This window comes from Bacillus sp. USDA818B3_A (genome assembly GCF_009928415.1).
GTDB lineage: Bacteria > Bacillota > Bacilli > Bacillales > Cytobacillaceae > Neobacillus.
In genome coordinates this window covers 1-21,575 of record NZ_JAABNN010000005.1, presented here as the reverse complement: position 1 = coordinate 21,575, position 21,575 = coordinate 1, and the positions used below count along the sequence as shown (strand labels likewise).

Below are 21,575 nucleotides of genomic sequence, written 5' to 3'. Positions count from 1 at the left end.
AAAAAAGGCTGCTTTTTTTTATCTTTAGCGTGACAATACTTTGTACTTTTACATATAATTAAAGAAAAGTTGCGCACGGTAAAAACTTTGAAAAAGGGGAAAGAGAGATGGCTTATACTAAAAAAATCAAATTAGTAAATGGTGAAAAAGGGAATTTAATCAAAATAACATCCTTAAATCTAGAAGGTGTGATGAGAAGAAGACTGTTGGATCTTGGATTTGTGACAGGAGCGTTAGTTGAAGTGGTTCGTAAGAGTCCCTTGGGTGATCCGATTGCCTTCCGCGTCAGTCAAACGACGATTGCCCTCAGAAAAGAGGAAAGTTCACAAATCGAAGGGGAGCTGTTGTCAAATGGGGAATGAATACAGAATCGCATTAGCAGGTAACCCGAATACAGGAAAAAGCACCTTATTTAATGCGCTGACAGGTCTTAGACAGCATACCGGAAACTGGGCAGGGAAAACCGTTACCCTTGCAGAGGGCAGCGTTCCTTTCAAGGATAAGACCTTCCAGTTAATTGATCTTCCCGGGACATATTCACTTTTTTCCAATTCAACAGATGAAGAGGTTGCTAGAAACTATATTGTCTTTGATAAGCCAGATGTCACGCTCGTCGTCTTGGATGCGACCTCATTAGAGCGTAATTTCAATCTCGCTTTACAGGTATTAGAGATGACAAAAAATGTAGTCATTTGCATTAATCTTATTGATATTGCTGAACAACAGGGAATCCACATCAATGAAAGGCTGTTAACGAACCGCTTAGGCGTACCTGTAATTAAAATTTCAGCCCGGAACAAAAAGGGCTTCCCGATGCTTCTTGATACGCTTGACCGCATCGTAACAGGAAAAATTGAGTGTAATCCCGTCCAGACAAAGTATGCGGATGAAATTGAAGAAAAGATAAAAGTGATTGAACCTAAGGTCCGGCAACTGATTGGGGATGATTTATCATCACGATGGGTTTCTTTAAGATTACTAGATGGTGACGAGGCATTGCTTCAAGAATTGAATAAAAGATTTGTACCAGAGGTGGTGTAGATATGAGTATTCAGGAGCTATATTCAGAGGCGCAAGCTCTGTCCAATGAAAAGCTGCGCGACGACATTGTCCAGCAGCTATACCAACAAAGCCGTCAGTTATGTAAAGAAGGAATTACTTTTACCAAGTCAAAACAAGATACCCGGACAGAAAAACTTGATTCGATCTTCACTTCTCCTATTTTTGGCTTTCCAATCATGATCACGATGTTAGGCGTTCTGTTTTACCTGACGATTGCTGGAGCCAATATCCCATCATCCATGCTTGCTGAGATGTTTGGATATATCGAGTCACAAATAACAGTTCTCTTTCATGCCCTTCATGCACCGGATTGGCTTCACGGCATTCTTGTACTAGGTTTATATAGAGGGACTACATGGGTAGTTAGTGTGATGCTTCCGCCGATGGCCATTTTCTTCCCAGCTTTCGCGCTTTTAGAGAATTATGGCTATCTGCCAAGAGTTGCCTTTAATATGGATCGGCTTTTTAAGAGAGTTGGGGCACATGGAAAACAATCGTTAACGATGGCAATGGGGTTCGGCTGTAATGCGGCCGCCGTCATTTCAACTAGAATCATTGAGTCGCCGCGGGAAAGAATGCTTGCTATTTTAACTAATAATTTTGTTCCTTGTAATGGCCGCTGGGGCACCTTGATTCTGTTAGCATCGTTATTTATGGCTGCTAATTTTACAGGGGGAATAAAATCCTTAATAACCACAGGGGTAATCGTCGGAATTGTCTTGTTTGGCATCATCGTGACCTTCTTTGTATCTTGGATACTATCAAAAACGGCCCTTAAAGGGGTGCCGACCCATTATACGTTAGAGCTGCCGCCATACAGGAAACCGAAAATCCTTGATACGGTCATCCGCTCATCCTTAACCAAATCCTGGTCGGTCTTGGTTCGCGCGGTTAAAGTAGCAGCTCCTGCCGCGATTTTGACCTGGGTGTTTGCAAATATTTTTATCGGGGATACGAGTATTCTCATGTATGCTGTAAACTTTTTAGACCCGTTTGGCAAGCTGCTTGGCCTTGATGGATATATCATGATGGCGTTCATCTTAGGTCTGCCGGCCAATGAAATTGTTCTGCCAATCCTTTTGATGGGATATCTATCCACTGGATCGTTAACCGAAGTGGATAATCTGGTCGATTTGAAGAAAATATTCCTTGACCATGGCTGGACGTGGCTTACAGCCTTGAATATGATGTTATTCTCCCTCTTGCATTATCCATGCGGAACGACTCTCCTGAATATTTATAAAGAAACAAAGAGCAAGAAATGGACGTTTTTAGCGTTTCTGATTCCAACTGTCATTGCGATCCTTGTTCCGTTAGTGATTACTCAAACAGTTAGATGGCTGGGTATTCTGTAAAAAACTAAGACACCAGTTTTTTCGTGGAAACTGGTGTCTTGGTTTATTTTCTTTTTTGTATTTCCTCTGTTACGACAAATGCAAGGTCATCATTACCGAATAGTGAAAGTACACCGAGTAACGTCTGGTCGGCAATTTCTCCTGCTTCCTCTTTTGGAACAGTTAACTCGATTGCTTCTTTTAATGCCGGATTGGAAGACTGGGATGGGTAGGCGCGTAAATATAATTCTTCGGGATTAAGGCTGTGATTAATACACCACTGGGCAAAGACAAGGATCATCATTTTTTCCTCACCTTGGTAGTGTTGAATGATTTTTTCTTCTAATTCTTTTGAATGCATAATTAATTCTCCCTTAAAATTTATCGGATTCTGCTTTATAGTACCATAATAACATGGGTAAAATTTGGTATGGACAAGATTTTATGAGATACTGTCTGTAACATTTATTTTGAAAGAAAAGGGGAGTTAGTTATGAGCAAAATTGAAGTAGGCGAAATCTTTACCATCAGTGATGAAACGAATGAAGAGCAGGAAGTAGAAGTTCTTGGTGTGATGACAATTGAAGGAAATGACTATGTGGCTGTTGCTTTTGCGGATGACGTAAGGCAGGAAGAAACGGAGGAGGATATCGATATCTTCTTTTTAAAGGTGGATGAAGAGGGTGATTTTTCCGCCATTGAAAGCGATGAGGAATTTGACAAAGTTTCAGCCGCATTTGATGAAATGATGGATGAAGAAGAAGCGGAAGAATAATGATCGAAGAGAGGAATGTACCTCTCTTTTTATTTTGGGAAAATTATGTATGTATATTTTTAAAATTGGCATACTAACAGAGAGTAAATAAAAAGGAGTTCATTCATGTTAATCGAAGAAGGTAATAGGTATCAAATTTCGCAAAATGCAAAAGGGTTTTTCAATTCTGCAGAAACCATGACGGTGAAAAGCTATAATGGCATCACAGTCCAATTTATTTTAGGGGACAGTAAAGGACATGGTTCCATGCCTGTCGAACATATGCAATATCTATTAAAGAAATCGAATTTAACGGTCATTCCAAATAAAAGATCATTATTGACTCATGAATTGAATGAAGAGCAGATAGGGTAAACATATGGCATTACTTCTTTTAAGAAGTAGTGCTTTTTATTATTGATTACGTCGTGGCTATTATAAGATAAATAAAAAAGGAGTGATATCGAATATGGAAAAGAAAAGTGCAGTATTAAATGATTCTACGATTAAATACATAGACAAGGGGGCTGGAAAACCGATCCTGCTTCTTCATGGGTTTTGTGGGAGTTCAGGATATTGGTCAGAAATCATTCCGAGCTTATCGGAAAATTATCGGGTTATTGCTCCGGATCTGCCAGGTCATGGAGGATCCACGACAGCTTTACAGAACTATTCGATTAGCGACATAGCAGATGTGATGAAAGAGTTATTGGTAAAATTGAATCTAGACCAAGTTACCATGTTTGGCCACTCCTTAGGGGGTTACATTACGTTGGCGTTTGCGGAGAAGTACAGTGAGTCTTTAAGCGGTTTCTCACTTGTTCATTCTACCGCTTTTCCAGATGCGGAAGAGGCAAAGAAAGGAAGAACAGCCAATATTGAAAAAGTGAAGAACGAGGGAATACAGTCGTTAATTGATGGGCTTGTTCCAAAACTTTTCTCACCCGATCACCTGGATGAAGCATATGTGGAAACGGCCAAAGAAATTGGGTACCAAACACCTCCCGATGGTGCGATGGCTACATTGGCTGCAATGAGAGACAGGCCTGATCGGAATAAGGTACTTGAAGCTGCCTCCTTACCAGTGCTGTTAATTGCGGGGGAAAAAGATCAGATTATACCGACTGAAAAAACTTTTTCAGTGAGTAAAGCAAACATTAAACAAGTCATTATTAAGGATTCTGGTCATATGAGTATGTATGAAAATCCATCCGACCTCATTGCCGCTATTAAGGACTTTGTAAAATAAGTGTTTTAGAAGGAGGTACTTTTTTGGGAGTTCCTCCTTCTACCTTTAAAACAAGTCGCTTAGCTTGTCATTTGAATGGACGGCAATCAGGACAACTGCTCGTTCTGTTCCGATATTCGTAACGGTATGGGGGACACTTGCATTCCAGCTAAAGGAATCTCCTTTCTCCAGAGTAAAGGAATCTTCGCCCTGTTCCGCGAGAATTTTTCCCTCTAAAACTAGATGGCATTCTACCCCCTCATGTGCATGGGCATCGCCAATCGATGCGCCAGGTGGAAATTCCACACTTCTTAACGATAAGCCGCCTTTTGAAGAAATGTGCTCAATTTTTAATTGATTCATGGTAGAAAACGTTCGTTCCTCTTTTCGTACCACCTGCATATGTTGCTTTTTTTCTAAAAGCAGGTAGGGCAGAGGTACATCTAAATAAGTTGCGATCGTCTGTAATGTGTTGATTGACGGGGAAGTATTGTTGTTTTCTACATTACTGATAAACCCTTTTGAAAGTCCTGTTGCTTCACACATCTGGGCAATGGTGATTTTTTTTCTATTTCGTACCGCACGAATCTTTGCGCCGATATCCAAATGGTCCACCTCTATAGTTTTCTAATATAGAACATATTTATATATTAGCAAAAAAATAATTGACAAGCTAGTTTATCTATTGTTATCCTATAAACAACAAAAGTTCATATTTAAAAACAAAGGGCTTTATTTTTTTGTTTAGTTGTTTACTAATATGAATCTTTTTATTCTATATGAATTATTTGTTTTTAGGAAACACTAAAAATAATAAACAATTTAGAAAGGGATGGTGAAATGATGACAGCACCTATGATTTATGAACTTCGCCAGCCTGCACAAATTGAACCGGATCAAACCTATCCGGCCATCTTTCTTTTGCATGGAATTGGCAGTAACGAAAAGAACATGCTGCCTCTGGTAGAAGGATTTGAAAATAAATGTTTTATTTTTAGTATCCGCGGCCATTTGCCACAGCCTCCAGGCTATGCTTTTTTTACGATTCAAGGTTATGGAAAACCACATCGCGAGGTATTTGATGAAGGGGTAAATAAGCTCACTCAATTTATTGATTACGCCTGCAGACAATATCCTTTAGATAACGAACAACTCTTTTTACTGGGTTTCAGCCAGGGAGCCATTCTATCAATGACCTTGGGGGTAACATTAGGAAGCCGTATTAAGGGAATCGTTGCTTTAAGCGGGTATGTTCCTGCTTTTGTAAAGGATGAATATAACATTAAGCCTGTTGACCAGCTATCCCTATTCATCTCACATGGTGAGATGGACCAGGTACTTCCCTTTGAATGGGGAGTGGCGAATGACGAATATTTCCGCAAGCTAGGTGCAAATGTAACGTTCCGGACTTATCCAGAGGGACATTCTGTTTCTGAACAAAATCATCAAGAATTGATCAGATGGATATCTGAACAATTAGATAAATAAAAAGTGGAGGTAAGGAAAAATGTTAAAAAAATTCGAGGTTAGTACATTTATTTTACGTGTTGTTTTAGGAATGACGTTTTTTGTTCATGGATTAGTTAAATTCCAAGGGGGAATTGAGAATATTGTAGGTTGGTTTAATGCGATCGGCTTACCAGGATTTTTGGCTTATGCAGTCGCATCCATCGAAATGGTCGGCGGAATTGCGTTGATACTAGGATTAGGAAGCCGTTTCGTTTCAGCTTTACTTGCGTTAGTGATGATTGGTGCAACAGTTAAAGTGAAGCTTGCTGTCGGATTTTTAGGTGATGGGAAAATGGCAGGTTATGAACTTGATTTAGCCTTATTAGCAATGGCTATCGTTATTGCGATTAATGGCAGTAAAATGTTTGCACTTGATCAGGTTATTTTTAAAGGACAAAAGTCTGAATCTAAATCCTTTTAACGGGAGCAGGAGGTTATAGGAAAATGATGCCATCTTTGTTTATTGCGCATGGTGCGCCATTGTTAGCCATCGAGAATAATGAGTACACTGAATTCTTAAAGAAGTTAGGCAAAAATTTACCGCGTCCGAAGGCGATTGTATTATTTTCTGCCCACTGGGAATCACGAGTTCAAAAAGTGAGTGAAGTGGATTCTTACAGCACTATTTATGATTTTGGCGGATTTTCGCCTGAGCTTTATCAGATTCAATATCCTGCACAGGGTGACCAACAGATATCTGATGAAATTAAGGAATTGTTTAAGGAAAATGGTATTGAATTTGAGGTGGAAACGGAGCGCGGCTTGGATCATGGTGCATGGGTTGTGCTTCGTTTACTTTATCCGGACGCTGATATTCCTGTCATTGCGATGTCAGTTAATCCTAACCTTTCACCGGAAGAACAATATAAAATAGGGAAGTCGCTTGCTACATTAAGAGCAAAAGATGTTTTAGTAGTGGGAAGCGGGGGTACTGTTCATAATTTAAGAGCGGTGAAATGGGCTGATAATGGTATCGATCAGTGGGCCCAGGAATTTGATGATTGGCTTGCTGTTCATCTGGCAAATTGGGACTTAGAGTCATTGTTTAAGTATGATTCGCTTGCGCCAAATGCAGATCATGCTGTGCCTCGATATGGAAATGAGCATTTTATCCCTATTTTCTATGCGATGGGTGCGGCAGATGATGGAAAGAAAGCTGAGTTGCTGCATCGTAGTTATCGGTATGGGAACTTGAGTCATAGTGTTTGGCAGTTTGGTTGAAATTTATTAAAAAATTCCCAACTCTTTTGTTGGGAATTTTAATTTTTATAAAGGGACAACGGGTTCAGTAAATACTCCATTAATAAATACATACATATAAGAATTTCCATCTTCACTAACAAAAGGTACTCCAATCATGGTAACACCTTCCATAGGTACCATTACCTCGATTGAGTGTGCACCGTTCCATTTATAACCTAATGATAAAAGTTCATGTTTCTTTGCTTTAAATTCTTTACTGCTTAATAAATCTGCAACAAGCTTATTTCTTTCGGGTCCTTGGAGCGGTTTTAAATCGTGGCAAGTACAGGGTTCTTCATTTTCTGATGCTTTAACCGTATTCCCAGATGTAATAAACAACGTTCCTGCTATTACTAGTCCACCAATCACAGTTAATAATTTTTTCATGATTACATTTTCCTCCTTTTTAAAATCTATTTAATTCATTTCGTTCTTTTTCGACAATCTCCTTTAAAAAATTTGGAAAATAATTCGACAAATGGCATTTTTTGTGTCAGAATCATGTCAATTCAGAATAAAAAGACCTATTGGTTGTTAAAATTTGTGAAATAAGGTCTAATTAAGGAAAACGCTTAAAGTTGAGGGGATTAACTCGTGTGGTTCATCATTGGCGTAGTACTGATTTATAATCTACTTCTTTTTTATATCGGCTGGAATGGCTGGAAATGGATAAAAAGTATCTGGGGTGAAAAGCGGCCAGTCTTTAAATACGTTTACTGGCTTGTTCTGCTTTTCTTTGCCTATTCATTTATGCTGGGCCGGCTTTTTAACGAAGACTTTTTCATCACGTGGATTGGCGCAATATGGCTCGGCTTGTTTTATTTTTTGTTACTATTGCTGCCATTCGTAAACTTAACCGTTTTTCTTATTAAAAAATACACTACGCTTTCTAAAACAGCAGTAACGAAGAACACAGGGATAGTAACACTTACCGTGGTGGCTGGTTTGTTTAGTTATGGAATATTTAATGCATACAGCCCGGTTGTCAGAAACTATGCCATTAATATTCCAAAACAAGTGAAGGACAAACAAACCATAACGATTGCCATGGCAAGTGATATGCATTTTGGGATGCTGTCAGGTGATAAACAGGCCAAAAAACTAGTCGATAAAATCAATTCCATGAACCCTGATCTTGTCATTTTTCCCGGAGATATCATCGATGATGATGTACAGCCCTTCCTTGATGAAGGAATACCGGATATTTTAAAACAGATCAACGCGCCCGTCTATGCTTCCTTAGGTAACCATGATCGTGATGATGAAGTTGACCTTTATAAGATACTTAACGAAAGCGGGATGCGGCTTCTTGCTGATGAGGTAGTCGAGTTAGAGAATGGTGTTACCTTAATTGGCAGGAAGGATCGGGGCTATCAGGATGTTGTCCGCGCCAAACTGCCTGAGTTATTAAAGCAGGTGGATGCATCAAAACCATTGCTATTACTTGAACACCAGCCGTATGATTTAGATATTGCCAAAAACTACGGTATCGATTTAATGCTATCAGGCCATACCCACCGCGGCCAAATCGCCCCAATGAATTTCATTACCGACAAAATTTATGAAAATGACTGGGGCTATTTGAAAAAAGGAACCCTTCAATCGATTGTTTCTTCTGGATATGGATTATGGGGAACACCAATTAGACTTGGCAGCCGCTCGGAAATTTTGAAAATTACTGTCACCTTTAATAAATAACTCATTTACCCGAATGGATGATCATTCGGGATTTTTTAATTGAGTGCATTATTTGCTTGGGATATTCCCAAGTGCTATCCTTTACATGGAACGAAGGGAGACGATTTAAATGGTAACAGAATTGATATTAAATGATACCCTGATTAAGCTGGACGATTATCAAGAAGAAAACATCAATCATTTATATAAAATAGATGTGACTTTCAAAGTTACAAGCGAGGATTACCATGATATCACAACATTACTTTATCAAGGAACCTTCGATGTGAAAATACCTGAAAGACAATTGGCGTTTAAGGCGGCCATTCACCAATACTCCACTTCAATTACAAACTTATATGAAAAGGAACAGGTGGGGGTTTTTAAACTTAGTCTGCTTGAAACAAAGGAGTGAGGCGCCGTGAAACTAAGTATTCTAGACCAAGCGCCAATTTCGTCCAATCAAACTGCCTATAATGCACTGAATGCATCGATGAGGCTGGCCCAAATGGGGGAGAAGTTCGGGTACACCCGTTATTGGATTGCAGAGCATCATGATCTTCCCGGACTTGCCTGTTCTGCCCCAGAAGTGATGTTGAGTTATATTGGGGCTAATACCTCTAAGATTCGCATCGGGTCTGGTGCCGTTTTGCTGCCGCACTATAAGCCTTATAAAGTAGCAGAAGTATACAATATGCTTGCCACGCTTTTTCCCGGACGTATCGATATTGGAATTGGCAGAGCACCAGGCGGTTCCGCTGAAGCTTCCAATGCATTATCCGATAACTTTTTACAACAGGTCTGGAATATGCCCAAGTCGGTAAAGGACCTGATGCACTTCTTAGAAAATAATTTTCCTTCAGATCATGAGTTTAAAAACCTTTCCGCATCACCAATCCCACCCATCGCGCCTGCTCCATGGTTGCTCGGAACTAGTAAAAAAAGTGCTTTATTGGCCGCAGAAAATGGGCTGGCCTATGCGTTCGGACAGTTTATGAGTGAAAACGACGGTCAAGAGATTATTCAACAATATCTAGATGCTTTTAAACCGCGGAAACAAGGACAAAAGCCTGAGGTGATTGTTACAGTAAATGTAATCTGTGCGGAGACGGATGAAAAGGCGGAAGAGATTGCCTTAAGTCCGCTGATCTGGTCCTTGCATAGGGGAAAAGGGGAGAAAAGTGGTGTTCCGTCAGTTTCTGAAGCAAAGCGGTATGAACTAGATGATAAAGAACGAGAGACTTTAGAAAAAATGAAGAGAAATATTGCTATTGGAAGCCCCAAAAAGGTGGTTAATAAACTAAATGAATTAGCTTCCCAGTATCAAGCAGGTGAATTGATGCTTGTAACGATTACCCATTCTCCTGAAGACAAAGTGAAATCCTATCAATTGATTGCTGAAGAAGCTTTTCATGCATAAAAAAGGCTGTACGCTCGTAGTGGAGTGTACAGCCTTTTGTGTTACTGGGCCTTTACGACCGTATAGTATTTTACTGGAGAATTTGCAGCATTATCGATTGCCGCAGAAATGGTACTGGTTAAACTATTTGTCCCCTTTGCATCAAGGCCGAGCTCCCATATCATCATACCGCCGAACCCATTGTTTAAAGCAAGCTGGGTTTTCTTTTTCATGGTTGCGGCACCGTTATAGTAATAAGTAGTTCCATTCATTTTAACGGTGTCATGATTGGCATTGGCCGGATTTTGACTGATGATGGTATCGTAGGATACCTGCTTAATTTTAGGATCGGTTGGCTGGGCATAAAAAGGAACCCCAAGTACTAATTTCTCTTTTGAGATATTTTGTTCTTCAAATAATTGGCTCCAATAATTCACTATTCTTTCCGTAAACGGATATGGTGAGAGGTTAGCCGCATGATAGCCATCGTCATATTGTCCGTCATATGCCATGATATTAACATGATCAACATCTTTAAACATGGATGGCTCATATTGAACAAAACCAATCTCAGTTAAAGTGACGGCATGAATTTTTGAATAAACAGCAATGGAGAGTTCTTTATTTTTAGCATGCAGCTTCCCGCTTAACTGTTTTGCGAAAGCAGCAAGATTGACGGCGTCCGCTTTTGAATGTGGATGTTCAAAATCAATATCAATTCCATCCAGATTCTCACGGTCTGCTAAACTAGTAAGCTCGTTAACTAGTTTTGTCCGTGAAGTTGGATTAGAGATGGCAGCCTTAAAGTATGGGTATGATTCCCCGCCGTTCATGTGATACCATCCGCCGACAGCTAAGATGACCTTCGTATTTGCTTTTTTTGCTTTGGCTACGGTTGTCCGCAGGTTTTTTAAAGCCGCATCGCCATTCAGTGAGATCCCGCCGTCTTTTGCCGGATGGGCAAAAGAGAAGATGACGTGAGTTAATTTACTATAGTCCACTTGGTTTGGATCACGGAAATCCTGCATATAACCGATGACAACTTTAGAAGGTGCTTTTTCGACATTTGGTAGCTCTTTTGTCTGAGGGTTAATGGATGACTTTGGCACTTTAGCCGATTTAACTGTCTTTTGGCTCTCAGACTCATTTGATTTATATTGAATCCCTGTATAAATTCCTCCAAGGAAGGTAAGAACAATTACCATGGTTAGGAGGAGATGACTTTTTTTCATGAATGAATTCCTCCTTCTATTTCTATAAAAATTGTAACAGATTCACCGTAAAGAATAGCTGGTAATATCCACCTTTGTACGGACGGAATTACTTACCTAGGTAATCAGATTTGAAAGGTTTGTAGGTTTCTGATATAATCATAAGGTTAATGTTGAATACTAGCACATTATGTATATAAAGATTTAAGGGTGGTTAATAATGAATCAAGAATATAAAGTATTACTTTATTATAAATACGTACCAATTGAGAATGCTGAAGAAGTTGCCAACGAGCACCGTCAATTTTGTATTGACTTAGGACTAAAAGGCCGGATTATCATTGCTTCTGAGGGAATCAATGGTACGGTGTCAGGCACCGTCGAACAAACGGACGCTTACATGAAGTATATGGACGAGCATCCATTATTCACAGGTACTTGGTTTAAAATCGATGAGTCATCAGAACATGCTTTCAAAAAAATGAAAGTACGCTTTAGATCAGAACTAGTTACCTTAAGATTAGAAGATGATGTCGATCCTAATTTGTTAACAGGTAAGCATTTGAAGCCAAAGGAATTCTTTGAGGCTATGCAAAGAGAAGATACGGTTGTTATCGACGCCCGTAATGATTATGAGTATGATCTTGGTCATTTCAGAGGAGCCGTTCGCCCCGATATTTTAAACTTCCGCGACCTCCCAGATTGGATTAGAGAAAATAAAGAACAGTTTGAAGGTAAAAAAGTTCTTACCTATTGTACTGGCGGAATTCGCTGTGAAAAATTCTCTGGCTGGTTAAAGAAGGAAGGCTTTGAAGACGTAGCGCAGCTAGAAGGCGGAATTGTTACTTATGGTAAAGATCCAGAAGTTCAAGGGGAACTATGGGATGGCCAGCTTTATGTGTTTGACGAGCGAATCAGTGTGCCGGTTAACCGTAAAGAGCATGTGGTGGTCGGCAAGGATTACTTTAGCGGCGAACCATGTGAGCGTTATGTCAACTGCGCAAACCCTGAATGTAACAAAAAAATCCTTTGCTCAGAAGAAAATGAACACAAACATTTACGAAGCTGCTCACATGAATGCCGTGTCCATCCAAGAAACCGCTATGTAGCGCAGCACGGTTTAACTGAAGAAGAAGTAAATGAAAGATTATTGGCATTAAGCCATAACTAATATGTGAAAGCAGGTCATGGTGATGACCTGCTTTTCCTATATAGGCCCTGAAATCTAACATAAAAAAGGATAAACGTTGATACATATGGAATATACTTGTGAGTGCGTTACAATTTTAAAAAAAGATTAGCATGAAGGGAGTTTACTTATGACCAGCTATAAAAACAGAAACGAAGTCCCCGTCCATGAAAAGTGGAATTTATCCGATATTTATCCTGATATCAGTAAATGGGAGCAGGATTACCAGCTCATTGAAAAAATCTCCGCCGATTTAAAAAAATTCGACGGTCATATTCATGACGGTCAAACTTTATTTGAGTATTTGAAAAAAAGAGAAGAACTATCCTACCATTTTAACAAGGTCTATGCCTATGCCATGTTAAGTGTGGACGAGAATACAAGAGAAACACAGCCGCAATCATACTTAGATAAAGCGAAACAGCTAAGTGTAAAAGTCAGTGCTGCCACGTCCTTCTTTATGCCTTATTTACTCAGCTTAGAAGAAGAAACATTAAAGGGATTTATAAAAGAAGAGCAAAGACTCATTTATTTTGAAGAAGATTTATTGGACTCATTCCGCTACAAAAAGCATGTGTTAAGCAAGGAGCAAGAAGAAATCCTGTCCCAATTAGGAGAGGCGTTATCGGTTCCTGGCCATACTTTCGGGATGATCAACAATGCCGATATTAAATTTGGTGAAGTAACGGATGAAAATGGTGAACGGGTTGAACTCACACGAGGGATGTACTCGAAACTGATCGAAGACGAAGACCGTGAAAAGCGGAGGGAAGCCTATAAGGCGTACTATCAGCCGTATGTACAATTGAAAAACTCGATTGCCGCCACACTGTCAGCTGCGATTAAGAATAATGTCACGTTAGCGGGTATTCGTCAATATCCCTCTGCACTTGAAAAAGCGCTGTTCGGCGACAATGTCCCTCGGGAGGTTTATGAAAATCTGATTCAAACCACCAAAGAAAACATTGCTGCGATGCACCAATATTCTAGAATCCGCAAAGAGAAGTTGAATCTGGATGAAATCCGGCAATACGATATGAGTGTCCCGCTAGTCAGCGGGGTGAAGCAAGTGATTTCCTATGAAGAAGCCTACGAAACGATGTTAAAAGCTCTGGCACCTCTAGGGGAAGACTATCTGACGATTTTAAAAGAGTTTAAAGATGGCCGGTACATTGATGTTCGGGAAACACCGGGGAAGCGTTCCGGAGCCTATAATTTGGGAGTGTATGGGGTCCATCCGTATATTCTCTTAAATCACCAGGATGATTTGGACAGTTTATTCACCTTGGTTCATGAGTGCGGTCATGGGGTCCACAGCAAACTAAGCTCGCAGTACCAGCCGCAAATCACAGCGGGATACAGCATTTTCGTGGCAGAAGTAGCTTCGACAGTGAACGAGGTCCTGTTAATCAACTATTTATTGAACAATGAAAAAGATCCTGAACTGCGAAAACACCTGCTCAATCATTTTATTGACCAATTTAAGGGAACTTTTTTCACTCAAGTGATGTTTGCTGAGTTTGAAATGAAGACACATGACATGGCTGAGAAGGGGATTCCGTTGAATGCGGAAGTGTTCAATCAAACGTACGAAACCTTATTCAGAGAATATAACGGGGAAGAGATTGTCTTTGATGACGAAGTCAAATATGGCTGGTCAAGAATTCCTCATTTCTATCGTCCATTCTATGTTTATAAATATGCGACAGGCTATGCCTCCGCGATTCATTTAGCGACAAAAATTCTAGAGGGAGATCAACAGACACTAGACTCCTATTTAGAATTCTTAAAAAGCGGAAGCGCCGACTATCCGCTGGAGTTATTAAAGAAAACCGGAGTCGATTTAACTACACCAGATCCCATCCAAAAAGCTCTTAAACGATTCGGAGAGCTTGTTGAAGAGTTCTCACATATATAAATAAAGAAAAAGTGGTCAAATTCAAATTTTAAGAGTTTGGCCATTTTTTGCGTATTTTTACAGCTTTTTACACTTAAGTTTTGTTAAAATATAACTTATAACAAATTTTAGGAGGATAACGATTTGGATGCTAAATTTTCAAAACCAAAAGGATTTGGAGAAATATTAGATCATACATTTAGTTTAAGCAAAAATCGTTTTAAGGAATTTTTTATGATTTTAATTGTCTTTATGGGGCCAGTATACTTGCTGCAAGCGATCATTCAGACGGCCACAGGAACAAGCTTTTTTAGAGAGACTGGGACTGGCGGGGAATGGTATGAACAAATACTTTCAAGCTTTGAGGAGTCCGGCTCGTTTGACTCAAGTTCTTTAGGTGCGGATATTGGCTTAATAGTTGTTGTCTTATTAAGTGTTTTGCTTTTTCCGGTTGCTGAAGCAGCCGTATTATTTGCCATCAATCATATCCGGAACGAGGAAGAATTTACGGCAGGCTCAGTAATAAAGCAGGCGTTTCGCCGGTTCTGGCCGATGCTTGGCAGCTCTATTCTTTTTGGACTTATGCTTTTAGGGATTTTCTTAATACCGATTCTGATTGTTGCTTTATCAGGGGTAGTTTTGGCTGCGGCTGTCCACCCTGTTTTAGGGATTTTGACCGGGATCGTGTTATTCATTGGCTTCGCAATTGGCGGGAGTCTGCTTATTACTCGCTGGAGCTTTTATTTTGGTTCGGTTGTCCTTGATAAGGTATCGCCAGGATTTGCTCGGAGCTGGCGGCTGTCGCGGAAGAGAACATGGGCCTTATTCGGTCTTTACATTGTATTTTACTTAATTGTCACAATCATTAGCTTTGCCATCCAAGTCACTTTTGGAGCACTTTTAGGAAACAGTGTCCTTTTAGGGCTAATCTCAAATATGGCCTCTCTTTTCACAACGATGATTTTTTCAATAGGCTATGGGATTATGTATCTTGATTTAAAAACAAGAAATGATGCCGAGGATTTAAAGGAGTTAATAGAAGATTATCAGTCGATTTGAAAACCTAATGTTAGGTGATGGTTATGTTAGATGCAAATAAAGCAAGAGATGAGATACAAGAAATATTAAAAAAAGAAGAATATCAAGTTTATTATCGTTCCAAAGGTTTGATTGAAACTTGGTGGGAAAAGGCGCGAGAGTGGATCTCAGATCAGCTGGAAAAATTATTCCCTTCTATCCCATCTGCTGGCAGTGCTTCAGGCATCATTTTAATTGCCATTATTGTGATTGTTATTCTTTTGTTAGCGGTCACTGCTTTTGTTCTCATCCGGAATACGAGACGTAATCGGCTGCTGCGTAGTCAGAAGCCGCTTCAATCAATCAAAGATAGAAACTGGACCACAGAACGGCACCTAAAAGAGGCGGCGGACCTGGAATCACGAGGGGACTTAAAAGAAGCAACCCGCCATCTTTTTCTTGCCATGCTTCTCTTTTATCACGGGAAGAAGTGGCTTGAGGCGCGAATCTGGAAAACGAATTGGGATTACTATGAGGAACTAAGAAAAGTAGACCAGCAGAAAGCAGATCAATTTAATGAGCTCGCTCACTTTTTTGAGATTGTGACGTACGGGGAACACAATGTTAGTCCAGAAGAATATCAACCTTTTCTAACTAAGATTAACGACGCAGTGGGGGAAAGGGGATGGAACCTATACAATGAAGAATCAGTCTAAACTACGCGGCTGGATTTGGTTTCTGGTACTCCTACTGTTCTTTTTAAATGTCAGTTATTTTGCCTACCAGCCAAAGCCGGAACCCTATCCTGACTATGTCACATCCTCTCCTTCTCCTACTGGTGTAAAGGCATTATATACATATCTAAAAAAGGAAAAAGAGGTAAAAACCTGGAACCATTCGCCCACCCTGCTGCCAAAACAGGAACGTCAGCAAATGCTTGTCATGGTTGGTCCCGCATTTACTCCTGAAAAAAAGATCATGAAGTCCTATATCGATTTTATGAAAGCCGGAAATACGATTCTGCTGATGCAAAGTAATCCAAAAGGGATGTTCAATGTTGAGACAGATTTTATTCCAACCGTTCCTTCTCAAAGTGATAAACCAAAGAAAATCGAAGACCCACACCATCACACGTATCGAGCTGAAGTTCAATCAGACGTTCGAATTCGTACAGATAAGAACGATGACATTTTGCTTTTTGATCAGCAAGGCGCAATCGCGGTTAAAAGAGCGTATGGTGATGGACAATTGATTATTGCCATTACTCCTGAGTGGATAACGAATGACAAATTATTAAAAGAAGACCATTTGGCGCTTAGTTTTCAACTCTTTAACCAAGGAAATCCTAACAGCCTTATGTTTGATGAATATATACATGCTGGTCAAAATGAATCGACCGTTTTAACCGTTTATCCGATGTGGTTTTTGGTTCTTATTTTCCAAGGAATTCTTCTGTTAATTTTCTGGCTATGGTATAAGGGGAAACGGTTTGGACCGCTGTTAAAAGCCCGGGAAGAGTGGGTTCGTTTTAGTGATGAGAGCATCCAGGCGATTGCGGCTTGGTATTTAAGAGGCCGTCGTTACCAGGATTCACTCAAGATTCAGGCCGACTATGTAAAGCTATTATTACAAGAACGATGGCAGGTGCCATACAACAAAGAATGGCGGGACCTTACTCCGTACTTTGAAAGAAAATGGATCGAAATGCCTGTTCATGAGATTCAAACTTTTCTGAGCGGCTTAGCCGGCATTCTCAGCCGGGAAAATATAAATAAACAGGAATATCTTTTGTGGTCAAGAAAACTAGAGAAATTACGAAACGAGGTTGAATCATGAAAACAGAGTTATCATCCCTCCTAGAAAAATATGAAGAGCGAATTTTAGGCCAAGGTCAAAATCTAAGGCTGCTTCTATCCGCTATTTTATCTGGCGGTCATGTCCTTTTAGAAGGAGTGCCTGGCACAGGTAAAACACAAATGGTCCGGACACTTGCAGGACTGCTTGGCGGCAGTTTTAACCGGATCCAGTTCACTCCAGATTTACTGCCAAGTGATATTACGGGCAGTACGATTTATAACATGAAAGAGAGCACTTTTCAGACACTTAAGGGACCGATTTTCACTAATATCTTATTAGCTGATGAAATTAACCGGACACCTGCAAAAACCCAAGCAGCCCTTTTAGAGGCGATGGAAGAAAAGCAGGTAACGATCCAGGGGGAAACCTATCGTTTGCCGGATGTATTTTTTGTGGTCGCCACGCAAAACCCGATCGAATTTGAAGGTACATACCCGCTGCCAGAAGCACAGCAAGACCGTTTTTTATTTAAGCTTTACATCGATTTTCCTGCTTTTGAAGAGGAGAAAAATATTTTGAAAATGGTGATCGAGAACAGCTTTGACAAGAATCCTGTTTCATCCATCCTGGACATGGAGACTTTTATCGCGATTCGAAAAGAAATTGAAAAGGTAACCGTAAGCGAGACGGTATTAGGTTACATTCTGCAAATCGTAAGAAAAAGCCGTGAGTCTGAATCGATTCGGTTTGGGGCAAGCACGAGAGCAGGTATAGCGATCGGTAAAGCAGCCCAAGCTTGGGCCTATCTCTTGGGGAGGGACTATGTGACGCCAGATGACATTAAAATGGTGGCTAAGCCTGCACTAAGACATCGGATCCAATTATCCCCGCATATAGAATTGGAGGGAGCCACCGTTGACCAAGTTATTGAAGAGCTTGTGGGCTCGGTTCCTGTTCCAAGATAGAGGGATCCTGCCAGCCAAACGTTTTCTATTCGTTTACCTCACTATTTCTCTATTATTAGTGATTAGCTCGGTGTTTGGCCTTTCATGGACTTTTGTCATCAGCTTTAATCTATTAACCGTATGTATCAGTCTGCTGGATTTGCTTTTTTCACCAAGCAAACGTGAGCTTTCCTTTAAAAGGACTATACCAAAGGAATTGGAAAGGGGAATTACTTATCCTATCGATTTGGAGGTAAGCAATGCCTCCACATATCCTCTTTTTTACCGGGTGGTGGATGGGCTGCCTCAGTCCTTTGACAGACCGTTCCCGCTTAAGGGAGAGATCCCAAAGGATTCAGTTGCAGTGATTACTTACCATACCACTGCTTTTGTGAGAGGAAATTATGAAGTTCATAAACTTTATTTTCGCTATGGCAGCCGCTTTGGCTTTTGGGAAAAACAGACCACTGTTGAATTAACGGAATCGGTTAAAGTCATACCCGATTTAACGGAAACAAAACAATACTTAGAAAATGCTCAAAGCTTTTTAAAATACGAAGGTTTAAACATCCGCAGACAGAAAAGCGGTGTCGGAGATTTTGCAAAGATTCGCAGTTATGTAGTCGGCGACGATCCCCGCAAGATCAACTGGCGGCAAACAGCCAAGCTGCATGAGGTTATGACAAATGACTACGAACCGGAGCATGGTAAATATATTACGATCTTAATTGATTGCGGACGGATGATGGGAGCCGAATTAAAGAAGGGAAACCGATTAGAAAGAGCGTTGGAAGCAGCCTTGACGGTGAGTGCGGCCGCACTGAAAAAAGGTGATTATGTTTCCCTGCTTGCTTTTTCAAAAGAGATCCACGTCTATGTACCGCCTGCAAAGGGATTGCCACATTTACAAACCATTTTACAAGCGATTTACCATTTAGAGGTAAATGCATCCGAATCCAATTATGGAGCCGTTTTACGGTATTTGGAATCCGTCCAAAAGAAACGCAGCCTGCTTCTATTATTCAGCGATGTGTCGACTTTTTTACATGAGGAAAGTGCTCTCGTCTATATACAGCGGCTTCGTCAGCGCCATATGTTTTTTATGATTGGGGTAGAAGATGAGACTTTAGTGAACAGGGTAAAAGCAATGCCTGAGACGGTTCAGCAGGCAATGGTAAAAAGTATGGCACAGCAGCAGGTTCTGATTAAAAAGCGGGAGAAGAACAAATGGGAAAAACGGGGCCTCCAGTTGATAGAGGCCCGGGAGGAAAAATTGGCGGTTACCGCCGTTTCTCATTATATTCAGATGATCAATCAAAATCTTTTATAGCTGTTTTCGCTAGTTTAAGTTTTCCGATGATTACGTATAGGATAAGTCCAGCTACCGTCAAGAAGGCAACGGTATATTTTGCTTCCAATGAAATTTTGGCAGGTGTAATAAACCCTTCAATAATGCCGGCTATCACAAACAATGGGAGCGTACCAAGGAGCAGCTGGATGGACCGTTTAGCCTGACGTTTTAATTGCCAGCCCCTTGAGTAATGGCCTGGGACAAAGAGCTTATAACCCATCAAAAGTCCGGCACCGCCTGCGATAAAGATGGCTGTAAGCTCGATCATCCCATGCGGAACAATATAGGCCCAGAAATCATAGGATTTGCCATGATGCCAAAACAGGGCAGCGAGTGCACCAACAATGATTCCATTGTAGACCATTAAGTAAATGGTTATCAGGCCAAAAGTAATCCCCCCGGCAAAGGCAAAGATGGCAACCTGAATATTGTTAGTCAAAATACTCGCCGACATCAGCGAGGAATCAACAGCGCCCCTTCCTTTTCCTAGTTGGCCTGGATCCACGCCTTGAGAAATTTCCGCTGGGAGAATCGAATAAATATGGAGCGGATCATTCATCACCGACATAAAGCTTCCCACAGCACCGATTAAAAATAACACCATGGCGGCCACAACAAACTTCCATTGTTCCAGCAATAAGCCAATAAACTGAGTGCTGAAAAAGGTTCGAATCTGCTTAAAGCTCGATACCTGGTCTTTATACAAAAGGTTATGTGCTTTGGAGACAAGGCCGTTTAAGTAGGGGGTTACTTCTTCATTGGGATAATAGGTCTGACTATAGGAGAGATTTTGGGCTGCTTTTTGATAAAGCCGATGGAATTGGCTAATGGTTTCTCCCGTATAAGCCCTTTTCCGTTTGCTTAAACTAGTGACTAATTGTTCTAGCTGCTGCCAGTCTTCACGGTGCATTTTGACAAATTGCTTGATATTCATTTTCACACCTCTTATATGGAGCGATGTAGATTTGCTTTTCCCTTATTATAGAAAAATAGTAGAAAAATAGAAACCATAACTTGAGAAAACATCAGCTTTAAGGGGGAAAACTTAATGATAGAAGACCATTTAGATATAAAAACACCAGAATATGTCGCCATTCAATTTCAAATTGCCGGATTAGGAAGCAGAGCAGCCGCGTTTATTATCGATCGGGTCTTGCTAATGCTCGTAAATATCTTGATTATTGTGATTCTTTATTTTGTGATGGACGGCATGGAATCCTTGTCTATTTTTCTTTGGGATAGTTCATTTCCTATCGCAATGGTCATCATCGGTTTGTTTCTTCTCAATTGGGGGTACTTTTTCTTTTGTGAATTTTTTACCGGCGGGCGAACCTTCGGTAAAAAAATGGTCGGAATTCGAGTGATTCAAGAAAATGGTCACAGCATTACGCTTTTATCTAGTTTCATTCGTAATCTTGTTCGTTTGATTGATTCGCTCCCAACTGCCTATTTTCTCGGGATTATTATGGTCTTTTTTCATCCGAAACATAAACGGCTCGGGGACCTTGTGGCCGGTACCATTGTCGTCCATGAACGGAAGGCCAAAAAGAAGAAGCCTTCACCAATCGAAAAAGAAATCAATCGGAGAGGACTTAGCAAAGACGATGTTTCGATAGATGAATGGACGCTAAAATCGTTTACAGCTAAGGATTGGAAATTAATCAGTACCTATGCAAATCGTTTTGTGCAGCTGCCGATCGAGGAACGAAATCAGCTGACCAGACAAATTGCTGATCTGCTGCTAGCAAAGACAGGATTTGATTGGGATGAGAAAACAGAAAGGGAATTAGAAGACCTGCTGCTTGTCCTTTATTTAATCTTAAAGGACGAATGGGAATTTGAGCTTTAAGATAAGGAACTCAACAAATTAAAAAAGGCCTGAATTCACTTGAGTTCGGGCCTTTTCTTCTGCGTGCCCAGCAAGCCGTTAATTGCTAGTTGGTGAAAGTCCAATCCGAGTAAGT

25 protein-coding genes are annotated in these 21,575 nt (G+C 40.5%); 20 read left to right on the top strand and 5 right to left on the bottom strand.

Annotated features, from left to right (window positions below):
• Window positions 1–107: 107 nt before the first annotated feature.
• From GXK58_RS11385 to GXK58_RS11375, 3 genes are read left to right on the top strand one after another with little or no spacing between them, the layout of a single operon-like run.
• Window positions 108–362, top strand: a complete 255-nt coding sequence (locus GXK58_RS11385) for a FeoA family protein (protein WP_160722856.1) — start codon at window positions 108–110, stop codon at window positions 360–362.
• Window positions 352–1,041 (top strand): FeoB small GTPase domain-containing protein, encoded by a 690-nt coding sequence (locus tag GXK58_RS11380; protein ID WP_160722854.1) that lies wholly within the window; start codon window positions 352–354, stop codon window positions 1,039–1,041. Before GXK58_RS11385 ends, GXK58_RS11380 begins: the two co-directional genes overlap by 11 nt.
• Before the next feature lie 2 nt (window positions 1,042–1,043).
• Window positions 1,044–2,417: a ferrous iron transporter B gene (locus GXK58_RS11375; RefSeq protein ID WP_160722852.1), complete on the top strand. Its 1,374-nt coding sequence runs from the start codon at window positions 1,044–1,046 to the stop codon at window positions 2,415–2,417.
• A 43-nt stretch (window positions 2,418–2,460) separates the two neighbouring features.
• Here the strand turns inward: GXK58_RS11375 and GXK58_RS11370 are convergent, their stop codons facing one another.
• Window positions 2,461–2,757 (bottom strand): hypothetical protein, encoded by a 297-nt coding sequence (locus tag GXK58_RS11370; RefSeq protein ID WP_160722850.1) that lies wholly within the window; start codon window positions 2,755–2,757, stop codon window positions 2,461–2,463.
• Between the two features lie 132 nt (window positions 2,758–2,889).
• Between GXK58_RS11370 and GXK58_RS11365 the strand changes: the two genes are divergently transcribed.
• The 3 genes from GXK58_RS11365 (at window position 2,890) to GXK58_RS11355 (ending at window position 4,399) form a co-directional block, all read left to right on the top strand.
• The gene (locus tag GXK58_RS11365) at window positions 2,890–3,171 is read left to right on the top strand and encodes a DUF1292 domain-containing protein (RefSeq protein WP_160722848.1); all 282 of its coding nucleotides are present in this window, start codon (window positions 2,890–2,892) and stop codon (window positions 3,169–3,171) included.
• 105 nt (window positions 3,172–3,276) lie between these two features.
• Complete coding sequence (locus tag GXK58_RS11360; protein ID WP_160722846.1) at window positions 3,277–3,525, top strand: hypothetical protein; 249 nt, start codon at window positions 3,277–3,279, stop codon at window positions 3,523–3,525.
• Window positions 3,526–3,619: 94 nt separating this feature from the next.
• Complete coding sequence (locus GXK58_RS11355; protein ID WP_160722844.1) at window positions 3,620–4,399, top strand: alpha/beta fold hydrolase; 780 nt, start codon at window positions 3,620–3,622, stop codon at window positions 4,397–4,399.
• Window positions 4,400–4,444: 45 nt separating this feature from the next.
• Here the strand turns inward: GXK58_RS11355 and GXK58_RS11350 are convergent, their stop codons facing one another.
• Window positions 4,445–4,984, bottom strand: coding sequence for a helix-turn-helix domain-containing protein (locus GXK58_RS11350; protein WP_160722842.1), 540 nt, complete (start codon window positions 4,982–4,984; stop codon window positions 4,445–4,447).
• Between the two features lie 234 nt (window positions 4,985–5,218).
• Between GXK58_RS11350 and GXK58_RS11345 the strand changes: the two genes are divergently transcribed.
• The 3 genes from GXK58_RS11345 to GXK58_RS11335 are packed head-to-tail and all read left to right on the top strand — an operon-like array spanning window position 5,219 to window position 7,108.
• Window positions 5,219–5,866: an alpha/beta hydrolase gene (locus tag GXK58_RS11345; protein ID WP_237389636.1), complete on the top strand. Its 648-nt coding sequence runs from the start codon at window positions 5,219–5,221 to the stop codon at window positions 5,864–5,866.
• Window positions 5,867–5,885: 19 nt separating this feature from the next.
• A complete protein-coding gene (locus tag GXK58_RS11340) occupies window positions 5,886–6,308 on the top strand; it encodes a DoxX family protein (protein WP_160722840.1) in 423 nt (140 codons plus the stop codon).
• 23 nt (window positions 6,309–6,331) lie between these two features.
• Entirely contained in the window at window positions 6,332–7,108 is a 777-nt protein-coding gene (locus tag GXK58_RS11335; RefSeq protein WP_160722838.1) for a dioxygenase family protein, read from the top strand.
• A gap of 45 nt (window positions 7,109–7,153) precedes the next feature.
• Here the strand turns inward: GXK58_RS11335 and GXK58_RS11330 are convergent, their stop codons facing one another.
• Window positions 7,154–7,516, bottom strand: a complete 363-nt coding sequence (locus tag GXK58_RS11330; protein ID WP_160722836.1) for a hypothetical protein — start codon at window positions 7,514–7,516, stop codon at window positions 7,154–7,156.
• Between the two features lie 207 nt (window positions 7,517–7,723).
• On the opposite strand from GXK58_RS11330, the gene GXK58_RS11325 reads away from it, so the two are divergent.
• The 3 genes from GXK58_RS11325 to GXK58_RS11315 all read left to right on the top strand — a co-directional run bounded on the left by GXK58_RS11325 (window position 7,724) and on the right by GXK58_RS11315 (window position 10,226).
• On the top strand, window positions 7,724–8,827 hold the full coding sequence (locus tag GXK58_RS11325) for a metallophosphoesterase (protein WP_160722834.1): 1,104 nt from the start codon (window positions 7,724–7,726) through the stop codon (window positions 8,825–8,827).
• A gap of 109 nt (window positions 8,828–8,936) precedes the next feature.
• The gene (locus GXK58_RS11320; RefSeq protein WP_160722832.1) at window positions 8,937–9,221 is read left to right on the top strand and encodes a DUF3219 family protein; all 285 of its coding nucleotides are present in this window, start codon (window positions 8,937–8,939) and stop codon (window positions 9,219–9,221) included.
• 6 nt (window positions 9,222–9,227) lie between these two features.
• The gene (locus GXK58_RS11315; protein ID WP_160722830.1) at window positions 9,228–10,226 is read left to right on the top strand and encodes an LLM class flavin-dependent oxidoreductase; all 999 of its coding nucleotides are present in this window, start codon (window positions 9,228–9,230) and stop codon (window positions 10,224–10,226) included.
• A 41-nt stretch (window positions 10,227–10,267) separates the two neighbouring features.
• On the opposite strand, the gene GXK58_RS11310 is transcribed toward GXK58_RS11315, so the two are convergent.
• Window positions 10,268–11,437 carry a glycosyl hydrolase family 18 protein gene (locus GXK58_RS11310; RefSeq protein ID WP_160722828.1) on the bottom strand — a complete coding sequence of 390 codons (1,170 nt, stop codon included), beginning with the start codon at window positions 11,435–11,437 and terminating at the stop codon, window positions 10,268–10,270.
• A 199-nt stretch (window positions 11,438–11,636) separates the two neighbouring features.
• Here GXK58_RS11310 and trhO point away from each other — a divergent pair, with 199 nt between their 5' ends.
• The 7 genes from trhO (at window position 11,637) to GXK58_RS11275 (ending at window position 19,590) form a co-directional block, all read left to right on the top strand.
• A complete protein-coding gene (gene trhO, locus GXK58_RS11305; protein ID WP_160722826.1) occupies window positions 11,637–12,587 on the top strand; it encodes an oxygen-dependent tRNA uridine(34) hydroxylase TrhO in 951 nt (316 codons plus the stop codon).
• Window positions 12,588–12,735: 148 nt separating this feature from the next.
• Entirely contained in the window at window positions 12,736–14,523 is a 1,788-nt protein-coding gene (pepF, locus tag GXK58_RS11300; protein ID WP_160722824.1) for an oligoendopeptidase F, read from the top strand.
• Between the two features lie 123 nt (window positions 14,524–14,646).
• The gene (locus tag GXK58_RS11295) at window positions 14,647–15,561 is read left to right on the top strand and encodes a hypothetical protein (protein WP_160722822.1); all 915 of its coding nucleotides are present in this window, start codon (window positions 14,647–14,649) and stop codon (window positions 15,559–15,561) included.
• 23 nt (window positions 15,562–15,584) lie between these two features.
• Window positions 15,585–16,235, top strand: a complete 651-nt coding sequence (locus GXK58_RS11290) for a DUF4129 domain-containing protein (protein WP_160722820.1) — start codon at window positions 15,585–15,587, stop codon at window positions 16,233–16,235.
• Entirely contained in the window at window positions 16,219–17,355 is a 1,137-nt protein-coding gene (locus GXK58_RS11285) for a DUF4350 domain-containing protein (RefSeq protein ID WP_160722818.1), read from the top strand. Before GXK58_RS11290 ends, GXK58_RS11285 begins: the two co-directional genes overlap by 17 nt.
• Window positions 17,352–18,281 (top strand): AAA family ATPase, encoded by a 930-nt coding sequence (locus GXK58_RS11280; protein WP_160722816.1) that lies wholly within the window; start codon window positions 17,352–17,354, stop codon window positions 18,279–18,281. The genes GXK58_RS11285 and GXK58_RS11280 overlap by 4 nt, the downstream gene beginning before the upstream one ends.
• Window positions 18,232–19,590, top strand: coding sequence for a DUF58 domain-containing protein (locus GXK58_RS11275; RefSeq protein ID WP_237389635.1), 1,359 nt, complete (start codon window positions 18,232–18,234; stop codon window positions 19,588–19,590). The genes GXK58_RS11280 and GXK58_RS11275 overlap by 50 nt, the downstream gene beginning before the upstream one ends.
• Here GXK58_RS11275 and GXK58_RS11270 read toward each other — a convergent pair.
• Window positions 19,571–20,545 (bottom strand): stage II sporulation protein M, encoded by a 975-nt coding sequence (locus GXK58_RS11270; RefSeq protein WP_160722814.1) that lies wholly within the window; start codon window positions 20,543–20,545, stop codon window positions 19,571–19,573. The genes GXK58_RS11275 and GXK58_RS11270 overlap by 20 nt on opposite strands.
• A gap of 114 nt (window positions 20,546–20,659) precedes the next feature.
• On the opposite strand from GXK58_RS11270, the gene GXK58_RS11265 reads away from it, so the two are divergent.
• Window positions 20,660–21,460, top strand: coding sequence for an RDD family protein (locus tag GXK58_RS11265; protein WP_160722812.1), 801 nt, complete (start codon window positions 20,660–20,662; stop codon window positions 21,458–21,460).
• Window positions 21,461–21,575 lie beyond the last annotated feature (115 nt).